General features: G+C 48.8%; 18 protein-coding genes. 6 read left to right on the plus strand and 12 right to left on the minus strand.

Annotation, left to right across the window (positions count from 1 at the left end; translation table 11 throughout):
* Nucleotides 1-93 precede the first annotated feature (93 nt).
* The 8 genes from MJO57_RS19785 to fabD form a co-directional block, all read right to left on the minus strand.
* Nucleotides 94-1,107 carry a DNA polymerase III subunit delta' gene (locus tag MJO57_RS19785; protein WP_252018124.1) on the minus strand — a complete coding sequence of 338 codons (1,014 nt, stop codon included), beginning with the start codon at nucleotides 1,105-1,107 and terminating at the stop codon, nucleotides 94-96.
* A gap of 123 nt (nucleotides 1,108-1,230) precedes the next feature.
* On the minus strand, nucleotides 1,231-1,872 hold the full coding sequence (tmk, locus tag MJO57_RS19790) for a dTMP kinase (RefSeq protein WP_371924649.1): 642 nt from the start codon (nucleotides 1,870-1,872) through the stop codon (nucleotides 1,231-1,233).
* A 43-nt stretch (nucleotides 1,873-1,915) separates the two neighbouring features.
* Nucleotides 1,916-2,980: an endolytic transglycosylase MltG gene (mltG, locus tag MJO57_RS19795; protein WP_252018126.1), complete on the minus strand. Its 1,065-nt coding sequence runs from the start codon at nucleotides 2,978-2,980 to the stop codon at nucleotides 1,916-1,918.
* Nucleotides 2,973-3,797 (minus strand): aminodeoxychorismate lyase, encoded by an 825-nt coding sequence (pabC, locus tag MJO57_RS19800; protein WP_252018127.1) that lies wholly within the window; start codon nucleotides 3,795-3,797, stop codon nucleotides 2,973-2,975. The genes mltG and pabC overlap by 8 nt, the downstream gene beginning before the upstream one ends.
* A gap of 26 nt (nucleotides 3,798-3,823) precedes the next feature.
* Nucleotides 3,824-5,125 (minus strand): beta-ketoacyl-ACP synthase II, encoded by a 1,302-nt coding sequence (gene fabF, locus MJO57_RS19805; protein WP_256491748.1) that lies wholly within the window; start codon nucleotides 5,123-5,125, stop codon nucleotides 3,824-3,826.
* A gap of 286 nt (nucleotides 5,126-5,411) precedes the next feature.
* Nucleotides 5,412-5,645 carry an acyl carrier protein gene (acpP, locus tag MJO57_RS19810; RefSeq protein ID WP_020582918.1) on the minus strand — a complete coding sequence of 78 codons (234 nt, stop codon included), beginning with the start codon at nucleotides 5,643-5,645 and terminating at the stop codon, nucleotides 5,412-5,414.
* A 222-nt stretch (nucleotides 5,646-5,867) separates the two neighbouring features.
* Nucleotides 5,868-6,668, minus strand: coding sequence for a 3-oxoacyl-ACP reductase FabG (gene fabG, locus MJO57_RS19815; protein ID WP_252018129.1), 801 nt, complete (start codon nucleotides 6,666-6,668; stop codon nucleotides 5,868-5,870).
* Between the two features lie 14 nt (nucleotides 6,669-6,682).
* Nucleotides 6,683-7,621, minus strand: coding sequence for an ACP S-malonyltransferase (fabD, locus tag MJO57_RS19820; protein WP_252018130.1), 939 nt, complete (start codon nucleotides 7,619-7,621; stop codon nucleotides 6,683-6,685).
* A 492-nt stretch (nucleotides 7,622-8,113) separates the two neighbouring features.
* Here fabD and MJO57_RS19825 point away from each other — a divergent pair, with 492 nt between their 5' ends.
* The gene (locus MJO57_RS19825) at nucleotides 8,114-9,421 is read left to right on the plus strand and encodes an ankyrin repeat domain-containing protein (RefSeq protein ID WP_252018131.1); all 1,308 of its coding nucleotides are present in this window, start codon (nucleotides 8,114-8,116) and stop codon (nucleotides 9,419-9,421) included.
* Nucleotides 9,422-9,446: 25 nt separating this feature from the next.
* Here MJO57_RS19825 and MJO57_RS19830 read toward each other — a convergent pair whose 3' ends face one another.
* Nucleotides 9,447-10,724 carry an IS4 family transposase gene (locus MJO57_RS19830; RefSeq protein WP_256491593.1) on the minus strand — a complete coding sequence of 426 codons (1,278 nt, stop codon included), beginning with the start codon at nucleotides 10,722-10,724 and terminating at the stop codon, nucleotides 9,447-9,449.
* Between the two features lie 180 nt (nucleotides 10,725-10,904).
* On the opposite strand from MJO57_RS19830, the gene MJO57_RS19835 reads away from it, so the two are divergent.
* The 3 genes from MJO57_RS19835 (at nucleotide 10,905) to MJO57_RS19845 (ending at nucleotide 14,259) form a co-directional block, all read left to right on the plus strand.
* Nucleotides 10,905-12,131, plus strand: coding sequence for a transposase (locus MJO57_RS19835; protein WP_252018133.1), 1,227 nt, complete (start codon nucleotides 10,905-10,907; stop codon nucleotides 12,129-12,131).
* Complete coding sequence (locus MJO57_RS19840) at nucleotides 12,109-12,561, plus strand: transposase (RefSeq protein WP_252018135.1); 453 nt, start codon at nucleotides 12,109-12,111, stop codon at nucleotides 12,559-12,561. Before MJO57_RS19835 ends, MJO57_RS19840 begins: the two co-directional genes overlap by 23 nt.
* Before the next feature lie 444 nt (nucleotides 12,562-13,005).
* Nucleotides 13,006-14,259 (plus strand): ankyrin repeat domain-containing protein, encoded by a 1,254-nt coding sequence (locus tag MJO57_RS19845; RefSeq protein ID WP_256491750.1) that lies wholly within the window; start codon nucleotides 13,006-13,008, stop codon nucleotides 14,257-14,259.
* A 276-nt stretch (nucleotides 14,260-14,535) separates the two neighbouring features.
* On the opposite strand, the gene MJO57_RS19850 is transcribed toward MJO57_RS19845, so the two are convergent.
* The 3 genes from MJO57_RS19850 to MJO57_RS19860 form a co-directional block, all read right to left on the minus strand.
* Nucleotides 14,536-14,913 carry a hypothetical protein gene (locus MJO57_RS19850; protein WP_252018138.1) on the minus strand — a complete coding sequence of 126 codons (378 nt, stop codon included), beginning with the start codon at nucleotides 14,911-14,913 and terminating at the stop codon, nucleotides 14,536-14,538.
* A 12-nt stretch (nucleotides 14,914-14,925) separates the two neighbouring features.
* On the minus strand, nucleotides 14,926-15,420 hold the full coding sequence (locus tag MJO57_RS19855) for an IS1634 family transposase (protein WP_256491752.1): 495 nt from the start codon (nucleotides 15,418-15,420) through the stop codon (nucleotides 14,926-14,928).
* A 126-nt stretch (nucleotides 15,421-15,546) separates the two neighbouring features.
* Nucleotides 15,547-16,731: an IS1634 family transposase gene (locus MJO57_RS19860; protein ID WP_252018139.1), complete on the minus strand. Its 1,185-nt coding sequence runs from the start codon at nucleotides 16,729-16,731 to the stop codon at nucleotides 15,547-15,549.
* 334 nt (nucleotides 16,732-17,065) lie between these two features.
* On the opposite strand from MJO57_RS19860, the gene MJO57_RS19865 reads away from it, so the two are divergent.
* Nucleotides 17,066-17,653, plus strand: coding sequence for a hypothetical protein (locus tag MJO57_RS19865; protein WP_252018140.1), 588 nt, complete (start codon nucleotides 17,066-17,068; stop codon nucleotides 17,651-17,653).
* A gap of 51 nt (nucleotides 17,654-17,704) precedes the next feature.
* Complete coding sequence (locus MJO57_RS19870; RefSeq protein ID WP_252018141.1) at nucleotides 17,705-18,661, plus strand: IS1595 family transposase; 957 nt, start codon at nucleotides 17,705-17,707, stop codon at nucleotides 18,659-18,661.
* Nucleotides 18,662-19,050: the final 389 nt, after the last annotated feature.

Consider the following 19,050-nt stretch of genomic DNA (forward strand, 5'->3'; position numbering starts at 1 on the left):
GCCGGTTAAGCGCAGACCGACTTCCCAAAGTGGACGATCCGGAGCAACCGATAAAAAAGGTCATGAATCGACCTCTAATCTTCAAAAACCAACCTACATCACCAGCTCAAGATAGTCGCTGAAGACCCCTTCCATCAACATCTGACGGTTCAGGTTCGCACCCTCAAGCAACTGCTGCCGCTGAAGCATGATTTTATCTCTCAATACCAGCAGATCAGAAGCATCAACTTTTTTAGCAATATAGTCGAGCATTCTTATCAGATCACGATTCATGATACAGCTCTCATCGGCAGTCAGCTTCAGTTTTACAGCATCATCCAGCCAGCTGCCCATCCAGGCCAGCAGCTCAATCAAGTCACTCGTGTGCCACTCTTTTGCCATTTCTACGGGGGTGAGATTACCCCGAAACAGTTCCGGCATGGCATTGAACAAGCGCCCCCGAACGGCCAGCGTGTCATTATCAAACATCGTCCTGGCCGTCATGGGCGAGCCTGATGAAAGACTCAACAACTGATCCACAACCAGCAGATCGGCAATATGATCAGACAACCAGGCTTTTGCCTGCGCAAGATCAGGCACGGTGAAAGAAACCATCTGACAGCGGCTGCGAATGGTGGGCAACATATCTCCGGAACGGGCACTGACCAAAATAAAGAGGGTGTTGCCACCCGGCTCTTCCAGACTTTTCAGCAATGCATTGGCAGCATTAATGTTCATCGCTTCGGCCGGGTTGATAACGATAACCCTGCGCCCCCCCTGCTGAGCGGTTTTACGGGCAAAATCGTTGACCTGGCGAATCTGGTCAATCTTGATCGGCTTTCCTGACGCCTCAGGCTGAATCAACAGCAGATCAGGATGAGTTTCCGCCTTTACCAGCTCACAGCTCTTACAATGACCACAAGCGAACTCGCCACTGTTTTGATGACAAAGCACACGGGTGGCCAGAGCACTGGCAAAATAATCTTTTCCAACACCGGGCACCCCCTTCAACAACAGGGCATGGGAAAGCAGTCCTGCCTGCATTCGCTGAATCAGTGGTTGCCACTGAGCCTTCTGCCATGTTAGCGGCCCTGCCTGAAGCGGCCCTGCCACGAAACGATTTACCATATCAGTTGATTCAGAACTCAATTAATTCAACCTTCAACCTCGTCAATGAACATTGCCCGCCACCAGAATAAAGGCAAAAACCCTCAGACTTTTGCCGATAGTGGTTTATGCACAGCAAGGAGGCTATTGACTCCCAAGCCGGGTTTGCAAAGCCTTGATAATGCATGACTCAACCTCTGGAATCGGCTGACTACCATCAATAACAACGTACTGATTCGGAAAACGCTCAGCCCTTTCCAGATAAACATTACGAACCCGGTGAAAAAACTCGATCGCTTCCTGCTCAATCCGGTCCAGAGCTCCTCCCTGTTCAATCGCCCGCCCCTTGGCCCTTGCCAAACCAAGTTCTGGCTCAACATCCAGAAGCAATGTCATATCCGGCCTTCGATCACCCTGTACCAGCTGCTCTAATACCGCTATACGCTGTTCATCAATACCACGACCACCGCCCTGATAAGCATAAGTTGCATCAGTAAAGCGGTCACACACCACCACCTTACCCTCAGCCAATGCAGGCTCAATCCGTTGACTGAGATTCTGGCTGCGCGCGGCAAACACCATTAGCAGTTCGGCAGTATCGGTCACCGACTCTTCATGCTCCGAAAGTACGAGGTTTCTCAGCTGTTCAGCCAATGGTGTACCACCCGGCTCACGGGTTTCCATAAACTCACGGCCAACAGCACTCAGCCATTGCAAAACAACCTTTTTTGCGGTCGTTTTGCCGGCCCCTTCACAGCCTTCAATCGTCAGAAAAAAACCCATCAATCTCTCAATTTTGTCAGTAATCAGTATTTCCGGTGCATCTTTTCTACATGGAAGGTTGCACAGTGGAGCGATAATCTTCCCGCCGTTCCGTAATCTGATACTTCCTGACGGCTCGGTTATGCTCAGCCAGTGTTTTGGAAAAGTGGTGAGTACCATCGCCACGGGCAACGAAGTAGAGTGTTTTCCCATCGGAGGGATTCAGGGCCGCCTGGATGGCCTCGCGCCCAACCGTCGCTATCGGGGTTGGCGGCAGGCCATGAATAACATAGGTGTTATAGGCTGTTGGCTCACGCAGCATACGACGATTCAACTTGCCCTCATAGCGATCACCCATGCCGTAGATAACGGTCGGGTCGGTCTGCAGTCGCATCCTTTTTTCCAGACGCCTGACAAACACACCGGCAATATCAGGGCGCTCGGAGGTCACACCGGTCTCTTTCTCAATAATCGAAGCCATAATCAAGGCTTCATAAGGCGATTTATACGGGAGGTCTTCGGCCTTTTTATCCCATTCCTCGGCAAGGACTGACTGCAGCTTTTGATGGGCTCTTTTCAGAATTGACACCACTGAGGTTCCGGCCTCGAAGCTATAGGTGTCCGCATAAAACAACCCTTCCAGATTATCTGTCTGCGGCGCATCTTTGATAAACGCCCCCACTACCGCCGTCAGCTTTGTCAGCTCTACAGGCGCACTCAGTTTCGGGTGGCTATTCAAGTCTACAAGCAACTCTCTTAATGTCCAGCCTTCCACCAGGGTCACACTGAAGTAACGGACATCACCTTCAACAAACTGGTTCAACAGCTGTCGATAGGTCGTACCGGGAGCAATCAGGTATTCACCGGCCTGAAGGTCAGCAGCCACTCCCCTGACCCTGGCAAACAGCTTGAAAATTTCAGGATAGTTAATCAGCTGATCTGCTGATAATCGCTGTACCACACGCCCCAGCGAGTCACCCGTCACAATAATAAACCCGGCATCGCTGGTCACCGGAACCTTCTGATCACCGTACCAGCGCAGACCGTACCATCCCGCTGCAAGACCCGCCATGACCAACAAGAGGGCTAACAACAAACCACCGAACAGTGTCAGCAGCAACTTCCTAAGCATTTAATTCTTCCAGAACACAATCTCGAATTTGGGCAGTCAGGGATCCAACCCCCCACTCCCTTCCTTCATATTCAATCACAGGCCAGACACCGTTTACACTGTTACAGAGAAAGATTTCAGAGCCTTCCAGATCGGGAGACACCCTCTGTTCGCTGACAGCAATCCCACGATGACGGGCAAATTCAATAATAAAATCGCGACAAACCCCCGCCACCCCACTGAATGACAGATCCGGTGTCACCAGCCCACCGTCATGAGTCACAATAAACAGATTGCTCATAGTACCCTCAATCAGGTTACCTTCGACATCGCACAGCAGGCCTTCGTCGTAAGCACCTCCCCGCCACTCCCCGCTGGCCAGCACCTGCTCAAGACGGTTCAGGTGCTTCAGTCCTGCCAGGACACTTCGCCCAAGGCGCATCCGACAGAGTTTTACCCGCGCGCCATGCAGGCCAGGGTCACGGGACCTTGACGGCAGAGGGTGGAGTGAGAGAATCCGACGCGGAGAGAGACAATCTTCAGGACTATAACCCCGCCCACCACTACCCCGGGTGATAATCACCTTCAGCACAGCCGCACCGACCTGATTATCGAACAGAAAGGCATCAACCTCTTCAAGCAATCGCTCAATATCCAGCACAATACCCAGCTGTTCACAAGAACGCAGCAGGCGACGCCAGTGATAGTCCGCCAGTGTTGGCTTACCCGATGAAACCCGAACGGTTTCAAACAGGCCATCGCCATAGGCCAGTCCACGATCGGAAACCGGCAGAAAACCTTCAGGCACACCGTTAATCCAGACTGGATAGTCACTCACCCGGAACCCCTCATTGGCAACGGCCACTAACGCCCTGGTTTAGCCAGTTTGGAAAATGCCAACGTCACATTGGTACCACCAAAACCAAATGAGTTGGACAACACATGGTCCATCTGCATCTCTCTGGCATGATGCGGCACATAATCAAGATCGCAGCCTTCACCGGGCTCATCCAGATTGATAGTCGGGGGAACCACCCCTTCAATCAGTGACTTGATACTGAATACCGCTTCCACGGCCCCGGCAGCACCAAGCAAATGGCCGGTCATGGATTTCGTAGAACTGACCGCCAGACGCCGGGCGTGTGCGCCAAACACCCTATGAATAGCCCGGGTTTCGGCCACATCCCCTGCCGGTGTCGATGTGCCGTGGGCATTAATATAGGAGATCTCTTCAGGCTCCAGTCCTGCATCCTCCAGGGCTGAAATCATGGCCCGGACAGCACCACGACCATCTTCCGGGGGCGAGGTCATGTGCCAGGCATCACCGCTCATCCCGACACCACTGAGCTCTGCGTATATTCTGGCTCCACGCTTAACGGCATGCTCGTAGGCTTCAAGCACGAGAATACCGGCGCCATCGCCCAAGACAAAACCATCACGAGCCCCATCCCAGGGACGACTGGCTTTTTCAGGTTCGTGGTTCCGGGTAGAGAGCGCACGAGCTGCCGCAAAACCACTCATACCGAGCGCTGACGAACCTTTTTCAGCACCGCCAGCCACCATAAGATCGGCATCACCATAAGCGATGGTTCTCGCCGCCAGGGCAATGGCATGGCTTCCTGAAGCACAGGCTGTAGACGTCGCGAAGTTGGGTCCCTGGAGGTTGTATTTCATAGACACCCAACCTGCCGCCATGTTGACAATCGCAGCGGGAATGAAAAACGGGGATATACGACGTGGGCCGTTGTTCAGCAGCGTGGAATGGTTCTGTTCGATAGACGTCAAACCACCAATACCCGACCCTATCGCCACACCATAGCGATGAGCACAGTCTTCATCAATAATGATGCCTGAATCAGCAATTGCCTCAGCAGCAGCGGCAACGCCGTACTGGATAAAGACGTCCATTTTGCGGGCATCCTTCTTATCAATAACAGCATCAACCACACCGGTCAGGTCAAAGTCTTTAACGGCGGCACAGATAGAGACACTGAAGCCTTCTGTGTCAAGGTGTGAGATCGACTCAATACCGCTTCGTCCTGCCACCAGGCTTGACCAGCTGTCATTAACATTATTGCCCACCGGGGTAATCGCCCCCATACCGGTTACAACAACTCTTCTACGGACTCGCTGCTGCAATCGTTCTGTTATTTTTTCTTCCGACAAGACTGACTCTCCTGCTGACCTGTCGTACAGACTTAATGGTCCGTCATTCGCACATCAGAGCACCGGGAGGCTGTCCGGGGTGTTCCTGTGAAAAACGACAACAACACGATGATAAGTTCACCCTGCAGCCAGCTTTATATAGCCCAGCAGGTTACCATAAACAACAAAAGCCGCTGACAGTCGTCATGCGGCTTTCCATTGGCACACTCCTGAGATATTTCCACAAAAAAGAAAAGGAATCACAAAAGCGTGTCACAAAAAAACAGTTGTGCAAAGCAAGGCAGAATCAGGAGTGTGCAACAACGTAGTCAATGGCTTCCTGAACAGTGGTGATCTTTTCAGCCTCTTCATCAGGAATCTCGGTTTCGAATTCCTCTTCCAACGCCATCACCAACTCAACAGTGTCCAGAGAGTCCGCGCCCAGATCCTCTACGAATGACGCACTGTTAGTGACTTCGTCTTCTTTCACGCCAAGCTGTTCGCAAACAATCTTCTTAACGCGCTCTTCAATGGTGCTCATACCTTGTTGTGCTCCTATCGATATTCGGTGCAGCCTGAGGCTACAGGTGACCTAGTGTATATGGTCAATTATGGGAATTTCAAGCCAGTTCATGGAAAACCAGTAACTGCCCACGCAAATTGACAACAGATTTAACAAAACCCCAAAGCCCAACCCATAAGCACAGGGTTTCTCCACCCTGCTCACTGCTGTTAAAGCACTGCAGGATCAGGCAAGGGAGGATTAATTCATGTACATGCCGCCATTGACATGCAAAGTCTCACCAGTGATATAACCGGCAGGCTCACTGACAAGAAAAGCGACAGCAGCTGCAATTTCTTCCGGCTGACCCAACCGGGCCAAAGGAATCTGGCCAAGCAGCAAGGCCTGCTGTTCTTCAGGCAGCGTCCTGGTCATATCGGTTGCGATGAAGCCGGGAGCAACGGAGTTCACCGTAATACTTCTTGATCCAACTTCACGAGCCATTGCCCGGGTGAAACCTTCAATACCGGACTTTGCTGCCGCATAATTTGCCTGTCCCTGGTTACCCATGGAACCAACAACAGAGCTGATGTTTACTATCCGCCCCCAGCGTGCTTTGGTCATACCACGCAGGACGGCCTTACTCATACGGAAGATGGAGCTGAGATTCGTGTCAATAACATCACCCCACTCATCATCCTTCATGCGCATCAGGATATTATCACGGGTTATGCCGGCATTGTTGATCAGAATCAGCGGTGCGCCATATTCTGTGTTGACAACCTTGACCACCGCCTGGCACTCATCCGCCGAGGTCACGTTCAGCGCCATACCCTGACCATGAATACCTGCCGCCTGCAACGCTTCAGTAATGGCAGCAGCACCGGACTCAGATGTTGCCGTGCCAATCACCGTCGCTCCGGCTTTACCCAGAGAAAGCGCTATCGCCTTGCCAATACCACGACTGGCACCGGTCACCAGAGCCACTTTCCCCTTCAGGCCCTGTCCTGCAATAGCCTGTCCTGCTACAGACAGCCCTTCCAGCTCTCTTTCAACAGTCATTTCACGCCTGTTCCTTATTGGTTAGCTTCTGCCAGCATCTGAGCCATTGTGTCAGCAGACTCCAGCGTAGCAATGGGCGCACGTCGTGCAATACGTTTATTCAGTCCAGCCAGCACCTTACCGGGACCACACTCAGCAAACCGACCAACACCAGCAGCTATCATGGTTTCCACAGACTCAACCCAACGTACCGGACTATACAATTGAGCAACCAGATTCGCTTTAAGCTGAACCGGGTCAGAACAGACGACAGCAGAAACATTCTGAACCACCGGAATCACGGGCTCAATCAGGCCAATACCATCCAGCTCTTTCTGAAGACGTTCTGCAGCAGGCTTCATCAAGGCACAATGGGAAGGAACGCTGACGGGCAGCTCAATCGCTCTTTTGGCTCCTGTTTCCTTTGCACACTCAATGGCACGTTTAACCGCAGCAACCTGACCGGCAATCACCACCTGTCCCGGGGCATTGAAATTGACCGCCTCAACGACCTCACCACCTGACGCCTTCTCACAGGCAGCAACCACATCGGCATCAGCAAGGCCAATAATCGCCGCCATGGCACCTTCACCCGGGGCAACTGCGTCCTGCATAAACAGGCCACGAAGACGAACCAACCGGACGGCATCGGCAAAATTCATCACTCCGGCACAAACCAGGGCAGAATATTCACCCAGGCTGTGGCCTGCCATCATGGCTGGCATTTCTCCCTGGCGATCGCACCAGAGACGCCAGAGAGCCACACTGGAAGCCAGCAATGCCGGCTGGGTGTTCTCAGTCTGGTTCAACTGCCCGGCTGGCCCCTCACTGACCATGGTTAAAAGGTCAAAATCGAGCACCTCTGCCGCTTCTGCAAACGTTTTCTGAACCACTGGTTCAGTAAGGTATTCAGCCAGCATACCAACCTGTTGAGACCCTTGTCCTGGAAAGACAAAAGCAAGCTTATCCGTCATGTCAACCCGCTCTTTACCACAGCTCTCTTTCTACCAAAAAGCCTGAAATTCAATCGAATAAAAGCAAACCGTCCGGTACTGGTTAATGCAGTCTGCCCGGAAACCGGCCACCCTTCCTTAGTAAAAAACCGGGGCAATTATAGGAAAAATAGACAACAAGGTAAGTAAATTTATGTTTCCAGCCACCTGAATACGACAGAAATCCCGGAGATGGGTTGTAACGCAGCAGATTGACTGCCAACTTAGTCAGAGAATGTAACTTCATTTAATTAACTGCTTGTCTGAATCCATAGATGCCTGTTATTCGTCAATTGCTTCGAATAAATCATTACATTCACTAATGTCAAAACCGTCAGCTCGTCTATTGTTAAGGCTCATCGTTATCAACGTCGCTGTTAACGTTGCTGTAAAGCTTTAAGTCGTGCAATTGACCGGGCACCCTCAATAGGGATTTGAGGGCATATTCTATTTTCTCTCAGGTTTTTTATTGCCATGGATAACATTCGCTCGTTTGGTTCCTTCCTCTATTATCCATTCCCCCCAGAAGAAGATGAAGAATATGATGATGATCTTCCCCCGGAAGAAGACCCAATAGCATTTGACCCTATTCTGACCGAACTGCACGAAGCGGCCAGTTCTGGTCATACCGAAGCCTGCGTTTCCCTACTCGAACGACATCCAAAAAAAATTGTCAATATCGAGAGAGCCTGCGTCGGGACTGCACTGCATGCTGCTGCCAGTAACGGACATGCTGAAACGATCAACAGACTGATTGAACTGGGAGCAGACCCTGAAATCGGCTTTCGCAATACCCCGTTGAATATTGCTGTCAGTGGAGGACATACCATGGCAGTAAAAGCACTACTGGAGAATAACTGCAATCCCGAGGGGCTTCGAGATGGGGGGGACTGCCCCGGACCACTCCACCAAGCGTGCGAAAATGGAAATATTGAGATAGCACGAATCCTGATACAGGCAGGTGCAGAGGTAGGCAGGCGTGACTATGAAGGCCTCCACCCCTTGCACCACGCCGCTGGCCATAATGACCCAGACCTTATCCGACTGTTGCTTGATGCCGGAGCTGAACCGAACTGGTTAGCTGACAGTGAACATCGAACGCCTCTGCACAAGGCAGCAACTGCTGGAAATTCAGGAGCCGTCAAGGCGTTACTCACTGGCGGCGCTGACCCTGATGGCTTTCGTGTTAAAATAGTATGCTGTGCCCAGATGCCTGAATTCAATCACTTCCCTCCCATCGGTTTTGCCATCATCAATAATCACAATGATGTGGTCTCGGAACTGGTACAGTCAAATGCCGATCTGAAACCTCCGATAAAAATCAGGGAGGCTATAGAGGAGGTAGATCGTAAAAAATCATTTTTCGATCGTATTGAGGAAACAGCAGACGATAGAAGAAAGCTTCTTGGCAAATTTGAACTGAATCATCCTGTATTCGATGACACTATGGAACCTATCGAGTACAGTGTTTGCACTGAGAAAACCGAAATCATTGGCAGACTCATGATGAGCAGTAAATACTCAAACAATGATATCGATGATTTGATACGTCTGACGGAAATTCACGAGTTGACCAGAAGTCGGCAAGCAATCAATGAGTACGCTTGTTTTATTCCCCCTGAGAGCCTGCAAGTATTGGCGGGCAGATCAGTCAAACAGATCATTAAAGAGAACTTTCCTGAACCTGAACAGAATGCCAGAATCAAAAAATTGCTATTTCCCGATAACTTAGAACATTTTTTACTACAGCCAATTGATATCAACAAACCGAAAAATTCATGATAAGGCCAGTATCTTAAGGTAGACATTAAGCTCCACCCACTGCACAGAAGCCTAATCTTGTACGCCCTGAACAACCATCCCGTGCAGGGTGTTCTCGTTTCGCATTATTTCCCCAGAAGTCCAGTAGCTTTTTAATGCATGAGACCAATGACTTTCCTGCATTTATCAACGATGAAATCACATTACCAAACAGGTGAGTCCCACTTTTCATCACCTTGTGCGTCGAGATTTCCTCAATGCTCCCACTTTCACAGAGGTTCGCCTGTGCAGCATGGGCAAGGTACCTTTTCAACGTCACAACCACAAAGGACATCAGAATCAGGCTAAACACCAGTGTCGCTGATTTGGTGTTAAAACGATGCCACCCTGAATAGGATTTGATCTCTTTGAAAATCAGCTCTATCTGCCACCGTAGACGATAGGCCTGGAGCACATCACTCAAGGTGAACTCCACCCGGTTCAGGTTGGTCACAACGAAAACCCACTTCTGTTTTTTGTCATTCCAGCGGACAACCAAGCGGAATGGCCAGGCTTTGAATCCCGGCCATTCTACATCCAGGTCGAGGCACTGGTCTTTGGGGAAGCCAGACAGTACATCCTTCAGTTTTTGTCCTTTGTAGCGATTGAGATTCTTGCCATCCTCCCGTACCGCGCTGAGTATCGTCGGGTTGATACTCTGAGGTGCCTTGCAGATAAAAGAACCCTCCCTGTCATCAATAGCGGCAAAGAGTTCCAGCTCAAAATAACCGGCATCCATTAGCATCAGGATATAGGCCATGGATGTTGGCAGTGGTGGCAGACAGTCTCTTTCTGAACGGGTATCTTCAGTCAGCTGCACCCGCACCAGGTTGTTGGTGAGAAGATCCATTGTCGTATGAAGCTCGACGGCAGCAGGACTGACCGTTGAGAACCTGCCGGGAAATGCTTCTTTCAGGGCATCATAGACAGCTTGTGACGAACCGTCCTGAATCAGAATGTGCTCAAACTCTGAAAATGGACTGTCTTCATCAAACGCCATGACTTTGCGGGAAAATATTTCCAGACACTGCACCCATAGCCACAGGATAAGAGTAGGCAGCGCGTCCTTTTTAGCTTGATTTGCCCAAGAACGATAAGAGACATTCAGCCCCGTCAACTCGTTAAATTTACGGTGTAGATCCGCCTGGGTATCGCAGTTTCCATCACCAGCGAGGGCATCGATCAGTGAGAGGATAAAATCCAAAGGACGGATATCTCGCTGTCGTATAGTAAAACCAAGCTGTTCCGCCATACTTAGGAGTTCTGACCGGTCGAAACAGGTCAACAGTTTTTTTCAACTAATCTACTATTTGCAGTACTCATCTTGTTCAGCCATTGATAATGGTTTCGAAGCTTTATTGTGGCTGTTCAAGGTGGGTTCTGCCGCCGGAAACGAACCTTTTTTGTAATTTCTCAAAAAGTGCTGGAAGCAGGATAATTTCGGTCAGTCGTCTATCCTCTCACCATGGCTTTTCTAGAACACCAGCAGTTACAACCTGAAGATCTACTGAGATTCATCACTCAGCAGCAAGAGCAGATCATTCAGCTCAAAGAGCAGATAGAATTGCTTGAAGCAGAGATTCGTCGTCTAAAAAAACTGCCCGCAAAGCCTGACATCAAACCAAACACCAAACCTCCCGATGATGACACCGGCAGCCCTGATGGAGATCCATCCGCTCCTGAGGGTAACGATGGAGCCAGCCCAGACACCTCGTCAAAGCAGAAGGTTAAGAAGCCCAACGAGAAAACCAGAAAGCAGCGTAAACAGCCCCGAAAGCCATCGGCGGAAAAATCCATACCCATTGCTGCCACTGATGTTCCGGAGGGATCAATCAGGAATGGAACCACCCCTTTTCATGTTCAGGAACTGACAATACAAACATCCAGTATTGAATATCTTTTAGAGCAATGGGTGACACCCGATGGACAAACCATTACGGCCAAACCGCCAGCCAGCCTTCATGGACATCATTACGGGCCAATGCTGCAGGCCTACGTTCTGCACCAGTATCATGGTTGCTCCGTTACCCAGCCAGAACTGCTGGACTGGCTATGGGACATTGGAATCTCTATTTCCAGCGGGGAACTCAGCCAGCTTCTGACGAAAGGACACGAGCAGTTCCATGCTGAGAAAGATGAGCTGTTGACTACAGGTATTCGCTGTTCAAGTTATATCCAGACAGACGACACGGGAACAAGGCATAAGGGGAAGAACGGTTACTGCACCATCATCAATAACGAGTCCTTTGCCTGGTTCGAGAGCACAGACAGCAAAAGCCGGGAAAATTTCGTAAGCCTACTGCACCGCCCATGGTCAACTTACACGTTCACCGACGATGCCTTGATCTATCTGGAAAAACTGGATTACCCCAAAAAGTGGCTACGCGTTCTTAATCCATACAGAGGCGTCACCTTCCTGAGCCATGAAGCCTGGGAAGAATGTATGAAAGACCTGAGACTAACTGGTAGACGGCGCCAGCAGGCCAGTGAAGCCATGATTTATGGCAGCCTGATACAGCATGGAGCAGGACATCTTACCACCTTCAGTGATGGGGCAAGGCAGTTCGACGTTTTCAAACACAGCCAGTGCTGGATACATGCAGAGCGAGGCTGGCAAAAGTTCATCCGGTCAATGATCAGCAGGCCATGGCTCAGAAATGGCTTCGGACATGTTCTGGGCCATTTACGATGACCTTAAAGACTTCAAGACAGAGCCAACTGAAAAAAAGGCAATAAAAGTACGACAGGGGTTCCAGGCGCTGATCCAAACCCAAACGTGCAGTGGGCTTCTTCAGGATGCTCTGTCAGGGTTGGCTGTAATCAAGGAAGAGCTATTACTGGTTCTGGATGACCCGAGCTTACCGCTGCACAACAACCTGAGCGAGAGTCAGATACGAGAATATGTTAAACGACGAAAGATCAGTAGTGGGACGCGAAGCGATTTGGGGCGGCAATGTCGCGACACCTTTGCCAGCCTGAAAAAAACGTGTCGCCTGTATGGTCTCTCTTTTTGGGATTATCTGAAAAGCCGACTAATGGGCGATGGGTTATTTCCGAGATTGAGTAACCTGATTGAGGAGGCTTCACGTCATCTTCCGTGTGGTGCTGCCAGCAGTTTTTGAGAAATTACCCTTTTTTGAGCTTAATGTCTACCCTAAGAGGCCAGTATAGATTCATTTTTCAATTGATCATATTGATTAACAAATCATATAAATACAAAGCATCTGTTAATCGGAAATCGTAATCGTAAATCGCTGAGGGTCGAATTAATCAGAACATTCACTAATGACAAAACCGTCTTCTCGGCTATTATTTTTCTCCGCTATAATACTTCGATTTATGCATATCCGGTTAGCCAAGAATCCGTAAATTTTTTATCTCATAGAATTTTGGCTCTTTTCGGGTTACAGACTGCTCTGCAATGAAAATTGGCCAAAGGCCTTGATATACAATGCCTTCAGGAAACTGCTGGCTAAATATTGCCAAGCCCTGCCACAGGAGGATTCCAGCCTGATTTATGAAATCAGCAGTCTGCAATACGAAAAGAGCCAGAATTTTTTATAGCCATGTATAACTTTTACCAAACGACTTATGCCCCTCATTATCCACCACCACATCCAAGAGAAAATGATCCTCTTTTGGTTCAACTGCATGAGGCTGCCAGCTCAGGCAATACCGAAGCCTGCACTGCCCTGATCAAACGACGGCCGCAAATTGTGAATATAGTGAGAAGTAGAGTCGGGACCGCTCTGCACGCTGCTACCGTTGGCGGACATGCGGAAACTATCCGCAGGTTGATTTGGCTGGGAGCAAACACTGAAATTACCTGCAATGAGTGTACCCCATTACATCTGGCTGCCAGGAAGGGTCATACCATGGCAGCAAAAGTGCTATTGGAGCATAACGCCAATCCCGAGGCTTATCATGATGGGGAGGGCAATCCCGGACCACTGCACGCAGCATGCCTGGAGGGAAATATTCAGATAGCCCGGTGCCTGGTACAGGCAGGTGCTGATGTTAACAGGCTCGACTGGGATGCCTGTCGCCCCTTGCACCATGCTGTCAGGCATGACGACCCGGACCTTATCCGCCTGTTGCTTCATGCCGGAGCTAATCCGAACGTTTTAGCTTACGATGAGCATCGTTCACCTCTGCACAAGGCAGCCACTGTCGGCAGTTTGCAATCCGTCAAAGCGTTGATAACTGGCGGCGCTGATCCGAATGGATTCAGGGTGCGAGCATCATGTTATGAGCAAAGACCTGAACCCGACCACCTCTCACCCATCGGCTTTGCCATCATCAACGATCACGTTGATGTAGTTTCGGAACTGGTGCAATCAAATGCTGATCTGACACACCGAATGAACTTCAGGAAAGCGCTCAGCGAGGTTATTAATAAAATACCAATTCGCGAATTCAATGTGAAAAAAAACAAAGAAAAACTACTTGGCAAATTTGAACTGAACCATCCCGTATTTAATGGCACTATGAAACCAGTTAAGTACAGTGTCTTAACTGAAAAAAACAAAATCATTGGTGCACTGATGATGAGCAGTCAATATTCAAACAACGATGTTAACAGCCTGATACGTCTGACTGAGATTCATCAGCTGGCCAGGAGTCGGCAAGCAATCAATAAGCACTCTGCTTTTATCCCCCCTGAGAGCCTGCAAGTATTAGCCGGTAGAGCCGTCAAACAGAGCATCAAAAAAAACTGTCCTGACCGGGTGATATCTGCCTGTATCCAACAATTAACCATCCCGGAGAATTTACAGCATTTCTTGCAACAGCCAATTGACACCAACAAACTGCAAAACTGATTAAAATTTAAGTCCTGTTTAAAAATAGATAAACAGAACCGAAAGGTCGAAAAAATGATTATAAGTACAGAGCAATTAACACAAAAAAATTATTATTATTCTTTTATGAAACCCTTTTTAAGCGACTACCTTAAAGTTCCACTTGATCATTATTCTAACCAAAGCAATAAACCAGAGCAGTCCCATTGATCGACGTTTGATAGCTTTTTTATCTGAATAAATGTTTGCTAAGAAACGTTCAATGAAAATGCCGATTATGGCCGTATTGACAGATGATCATAATAATACCTTGCAATCAATCAGTCCCCGGGAAGGGTTATGAACGCCACGACAACATCCAGCGTCGCGCCAGCATTTGTCAATAAAAACGATGTTATACAACCTCCAGCCAATAAGGCAGAGACGACAGTGGCGCCAATGAAGGGTGTTTTTGTTCAAAGAACCAGACCCATCAGGCATATATGCTGCGCCCCTGGCACGCATCACCATCAGGATAGCAACAAGCCGGTCGCCCACTATGTAGCCTCCGACCACAAAGCCGACAACACAATGGCCAAACCACTGCAGGCTCCTCTGGTTCAGGAAACACCGGGCTTGCTGCCATTTTTTCAATGGCTCAGACAGAACCACACAGAAACACTCTATAACCGTCATTCAGCACCCGTATCAGGAATAAATTTCCTGATACGGTCGCCCAAGAATTGAAATAATAGTCAACTGCCTTTCTTGTAATCCAACCACATGCTTTTCATGTCCATCGACCAATAGCACGTTGATACCCTGAAAGCAGAAAAACACCCAACGCGCTGTCGGGTTTTGGCAGGGTTTCCGCTTCATGTCCGGGAAAAACCGACTCTGTCGTTTTAGCTCATGCCTAATTCGATGCTGAATCGCCGCATACACTAACAGACACAGCGTCATCACCATCAGCAAGGCTTCTATTCGTTCCGGTTTCTTTAAAAACAGCGAAGAAACCAGAAACTCCGGGCTCTTCAAAAACCGAAAGCCACGCTCTACTGACTGTTGTGATTTGTAAGTACTTAGCACTTCTGCTGTACTCAGCCGACTGTCGTCCAGATCATTCGTCGCCAGCACAAAGCAACCCAGAGAACACTCTGCATCTTTGCGACAGTCAACGGATACCCAAGGATATCCGCTCACATAATATTCAAGGCTCTATTTTGATTACGAACTGCTCTACAGTGAAAACTGACTGTAGGTCACGAAAAACAAGGATTGGGCAACATTACCGGACAATATGCTGACAACCTTTGTAGATAAAGGGCTTCAGCAATGTTCAACCCAGTAGCAGTCTGAAATCCTACAAGAGCCATATTCAATACTGTCCGGTTTAGAGCCTTTCTCCGGACGACCTACCTTGGTATAGCAGGGTTTCTCAGTAATGACAGGTTCCGCCTGACAATAAATAGTTTTTGACTGCCATTCATCGAACGCACGCAATGCGTCGGTTTCACACTTGAAGGCTTTTTTGGCCAGTTTACTGGTCAGCGATTCTGCTTCTTTCTCAGACTTCTTTAGCATTTTTTTCAGCAGTGTTTTTTGTTCGCTCTTTCGAGCCTGCTCGCTGCGGACCAGAATCCAGCGCTGGGAGACACCCGCATGATCTGACAGCATTTCATGACTCTCATAGCCCTCAGCACCCTCCACTGGTGTCATTTCACAAGAAGCGACACTGTCAATCAGTTCTCTGGCTTCTTTGATTTTTGACGGAACCCGGGTGATAAATTGCTGGCCCTGCTGATGAAGTATCTGTACGTTATCTGTTGTATAAAGTGCTGCATCACCAATCAGGTAGCGATTATTCAGGGCTTCCCGGTAGGATTTCAAATGGCTGCTGATGACTTTTTTAAAGTTTTTATTGTCGTTTACGTTGCCACTGGACGCTTTCATAAAAACGGGAATACCGGCCTGATTTTCCGTCATCATCAGCAGTATTGCCTGGTTGAGCTCGGGTCGATGATCCCTGCTGTATCCACGACAGAGTTTGATACAGTGCATATCTTCTTCGTCGACGTCAGATTCGCTGTTATAAACGCCGTCCACATGCAAGCTTGTTGAGTCAAGGTTCAGAGCCTTGCACGGCAGTTTTAAGACATTCACTGCCTTGACAGCCAGCGATAAATAGACCTCACTTACATCCAGTTCAAAAAGCTGATCCAGGGCTCTGCCGAGTACACTGTCGTTAATGTGTTCGGGTTTAATACCGGGCCTGATGAGTTTATCCAGCGGTTTATCAGCATGAAACTCCGGGAACATATGAAGCGTGCGGGCAGTGAACCCAAGGCCGTTAAGCAGCATTGATACTACGGTTTCGCCAAAGGAAATATTCCGGTGTTCAGATTGGTTAGGAACCAGGGAATCCAGATGATTAGAGATACCGAGTTCTTTGCACATACCGGCAACCAAACCCATATGATCGATACGTTGAATGTGGAACTGATGAGGATGCATTGGACATGTTCATTCTGAGAATTTTTTACATTTTAGCCGGTGTAGGGAAATTCTCAGATTGAGTGCTGAATGACGGCTATAACAATCTTGCCCATTACCTTATGAACAATACAGCTGATTTTACGGAGGCAAGAGGCCAGCTACCTGACCCGGAAGACCAACATGCTGTTTTTGAGGCAGCAGCTCGGCTGTTATTCCGGGACCGGCAATTATACTCTCAATCATAGTGGTTCACAGCTGCTCTTAATGCCCTTTAATCATCATTAACCGTTATTAACCCGCACCAACGGAAAACCCAATGGACACTCAATCCTATCCATCAATACCTTCCCCCATGATCAACAACACGACCCAGGCTCAATCGTCTGATCGATTAACTCTGCCTCCAAAAAGCCAGGAAACAAAGAGCAATTTCAAGTTTCACCGCGTAGATATCAGTTTGCACGATAAAACAACTAAAAAGATTAACACGTCACCATCACCAGACCATGAAAGCCCAGTCAATATTGAAAAGCATGGATTCTCTCACACACTCAAAGAATTGATGGAACGAAAATCAAAGGGGGAAAAATTATCTGACGGTGAAATCAGAGTGATTGAATTTGCCAAAGAATTAAAAAAAATCCATCAATATTTAGAACATTTTCCTGAAGGTCGCCCTGCTAACGAGATCTCAACCCCGCATACCCTAAAACCTCAAAACACCGGACCGAGAACAAATCCCCCGGAACACGCCGCTACCAGTAATGCAGAACCCGCTGATCAAACCAATACATCCGCCGGGACAACGAAACATCCCGAAGTCACTGAACGTCATGTTCCGGATACGACCACAGAGCCTCATGGGAATGTGACCTTTAAAATGATTCCATCTAATCAGCCAGTAAAGAATTTCCTGATTACCACCGACCCTACGTCGTGAGCCAGCTGCTATAATAAACGTCGATAGTCATGTGTTTTGGAGGTAAAACTGATGTGTAAAAACACCATTCAGTTCCAAAAAGGCCTTGGCATTATGCAATTTCTGGCTAATTACGGCAGTGAAGAGCAGTGTGAGAACGCGCTGTCCTCTTGGCGCTGGCCAGATGGCTTCCAATGCCCGAAGTGTGGCTCCCGCAGTTTCTGCAAGCTTCACCGGAAAGCTGAATTCCAGTGCAATTGCTGCCGTTGCCAAACCTCGCTTACCAGTAACACTATCTTTGACTCAACAAAGCTGCCTCTAGCTACCTGGTTTCTGGGTATCTATCTCGTCACCCAGAATAAAGCGGGGATTTCTTGCCTGACGCTTCATCGACAACTTGGCATTTCCTACAATGCCGCATTGCGCATGAAACACAAACTCATGCAGGTCATGATGGAAAGAGATAACAGCTGGCAGTTGAGTGGTTTTGTTCAGATTGATGACGCCTATTGGGGCGGAGAGCGCCACAGAGGCCGCCGGGGCAGAGGCTCAGAGAACAAAGCCCCCTTCGTGGCCGCAGTTCAGACAGATGCTGATAACCACCCTATCTACATGAAGTTCAATGCCGTTGATAACTTCCGGCGAAAAACCATTCAGGAGTGGGCAGAACATGCCCTGAAAAAGGGTGTCCGGGCCGTCAGCGATGGCTTGTCCTGTTTCCGGGGTATTGAAGATGCCGGATGCCAGCACACAGCCATCATTACCGGTGGTGGGCATGCATCCATGGAGAATGAGTTGTTCACCTGGGTAAATACCATGCTGGGAAACGTGAAAACAGCGATTACCGGTACTTACCATAAGCTCGACCCCAAGCATCTGGGCCGTTATCTATCAGAGTTCAACTATCGGTTTAACCGGCGTTTTGATATGCCTTCAATGATCTCAAGGCTAGGTCGGGCTGCAGTCAATACAGCACCGATGCCGGATCGACTTCTCAAACTGCCAGACGTCCAGTGGAAACCGGGTTAGCCATCAACCGATAATTGAAAGTCAGTTGACGTATTAATATCATTATTTCGAATGATGATGTGGGTCTTTGCTTGTTCGGAGCGGTTATGAAACCGAATTTAGTTGATAATCTGGAGAACAAGCCGTCATGATGCCTGCTCCACCGGTAATACTGGAGAGGTTCTATTATTTCTGGCTCTTTTCGTATTGCAGACTGCTGATTTCATAAATCAGGCTGGAATCCTCCTGTGGCAGGGCTTGGCAATATTTAGCCAGCAGTTTCCTGAAGGCATTGTATATCAAGGCCTTTGGCCAATTTTCATTGCAGAGCAGTCTGTAACCCGAAAAGAGCCTTATTTCTTTACCGGGTTATAGACATAAAGAATGAAAAGCTGCACGTATATTCTTAA

Origin of the sequence: Endozoicomonas sp. SCSIO W0465 (genome assembly GCF_023716865.1) — a bacterium.
Classification (GTDB): Bacteria; Pseudomonadota; Gammaproteobacteria; order Pseudomonadales; family Endozoicomonadaceae; genus Endozoicomonas.

Excerpts from the sequence above, each read along its gene's own strand:
- MJO57_RS19785 (WP_252018124.1), bottom strand. The coding sequence starts at position 1,107 with ATGGTAAATCGTTTCGTGGCAGGGCCGCTTCAGGCAGGGCCGCTAACA.
- mltG (WP_252018126.1), bottom strand. The coding sequence starts at position 2,980 with ATGCTTAGGAAGTTGCTGCTGACACTGTTCGGTGGTTTGTTGTTAGCC.
- acpP (WP_020582918.1), bottom strand. The coding sequence starts at position 5,645 with ATGAGCACCATTGAAGAGCGCGTTAAGAAGATTGTTTGCGAACAGCTT.
- fabG (WP_252018129.1), bottom strand. The coding sequence starts at position 6,668 with ATGACTGTTGAAAGAGAGCTGGAAGGGCTGTCTGTAGCAGGACAGGCT.
- fabD (WP_252018130.1), bottom strand. The coding sequence starts at position 7,621 with ATGACGGATAAGCTTGCTTTTGTCTTTCCAGGACAAGGGTCTCAACAG.
- MJO57_RS19825 (WP_252018131.1), top strand. The coding sequence starts at position 8,114 with ATGGATAACATTCGCTCGTTTGGTTCCTTCCTCTATTATCCATTCCCC.
- MJO57_RS19835 (WP_252018133.1), top strand. The coding sequence starts at position 10,905 with ATGGCTTTTCTAGAACACCAGCAGTTACAACCTGAAGATCTACTGAGA.
- MJO57_RS19840 (WP_252018135.1), top strand. The coding sequence starts at position 12,109 with ATGTTCTGGGCCATTTACGATGACCTTAAAGACTTCAAGACAGAGCCA.
- MJO57_RS19845 (WP_256491750.1), top strand. The coding sequence starts at position 13,006 with ATGTATAACTTTTACCAAACGACTTATGCCCCTCATTATCCACCACCA.
- MJO57_RS19850 (WP_252018138.1), bottom strand. The coding sequence starts at position 14,913 with ATGACGGTTATAGAGTGTTTCTGTGTGGTTCTGTCTGAGCCATTGAAA.
- MJO57_RS19860 (WP_252018139.1), bottom strand. The coding sequence starts at position 16,731 with ATGCATCCTCATCAGTTCCACATTCAACGTATCGATCATATGGGTTTG.
- MJO57_RS19865 (WP_252018140.1), top strand. The coding sequence starts at position 17,066 with ATGATCAACAACACGACCCAGGCTCAATCGTCTGATCGATTAACTCTG.
- MJO57_RS19870 (WP_252018141.1), top strand. The coding sequence starts at position 17,705 with ATGTGTAAAAACACCATTCAGTTCCAAAAAGGCCTTGGCATTATGCAA.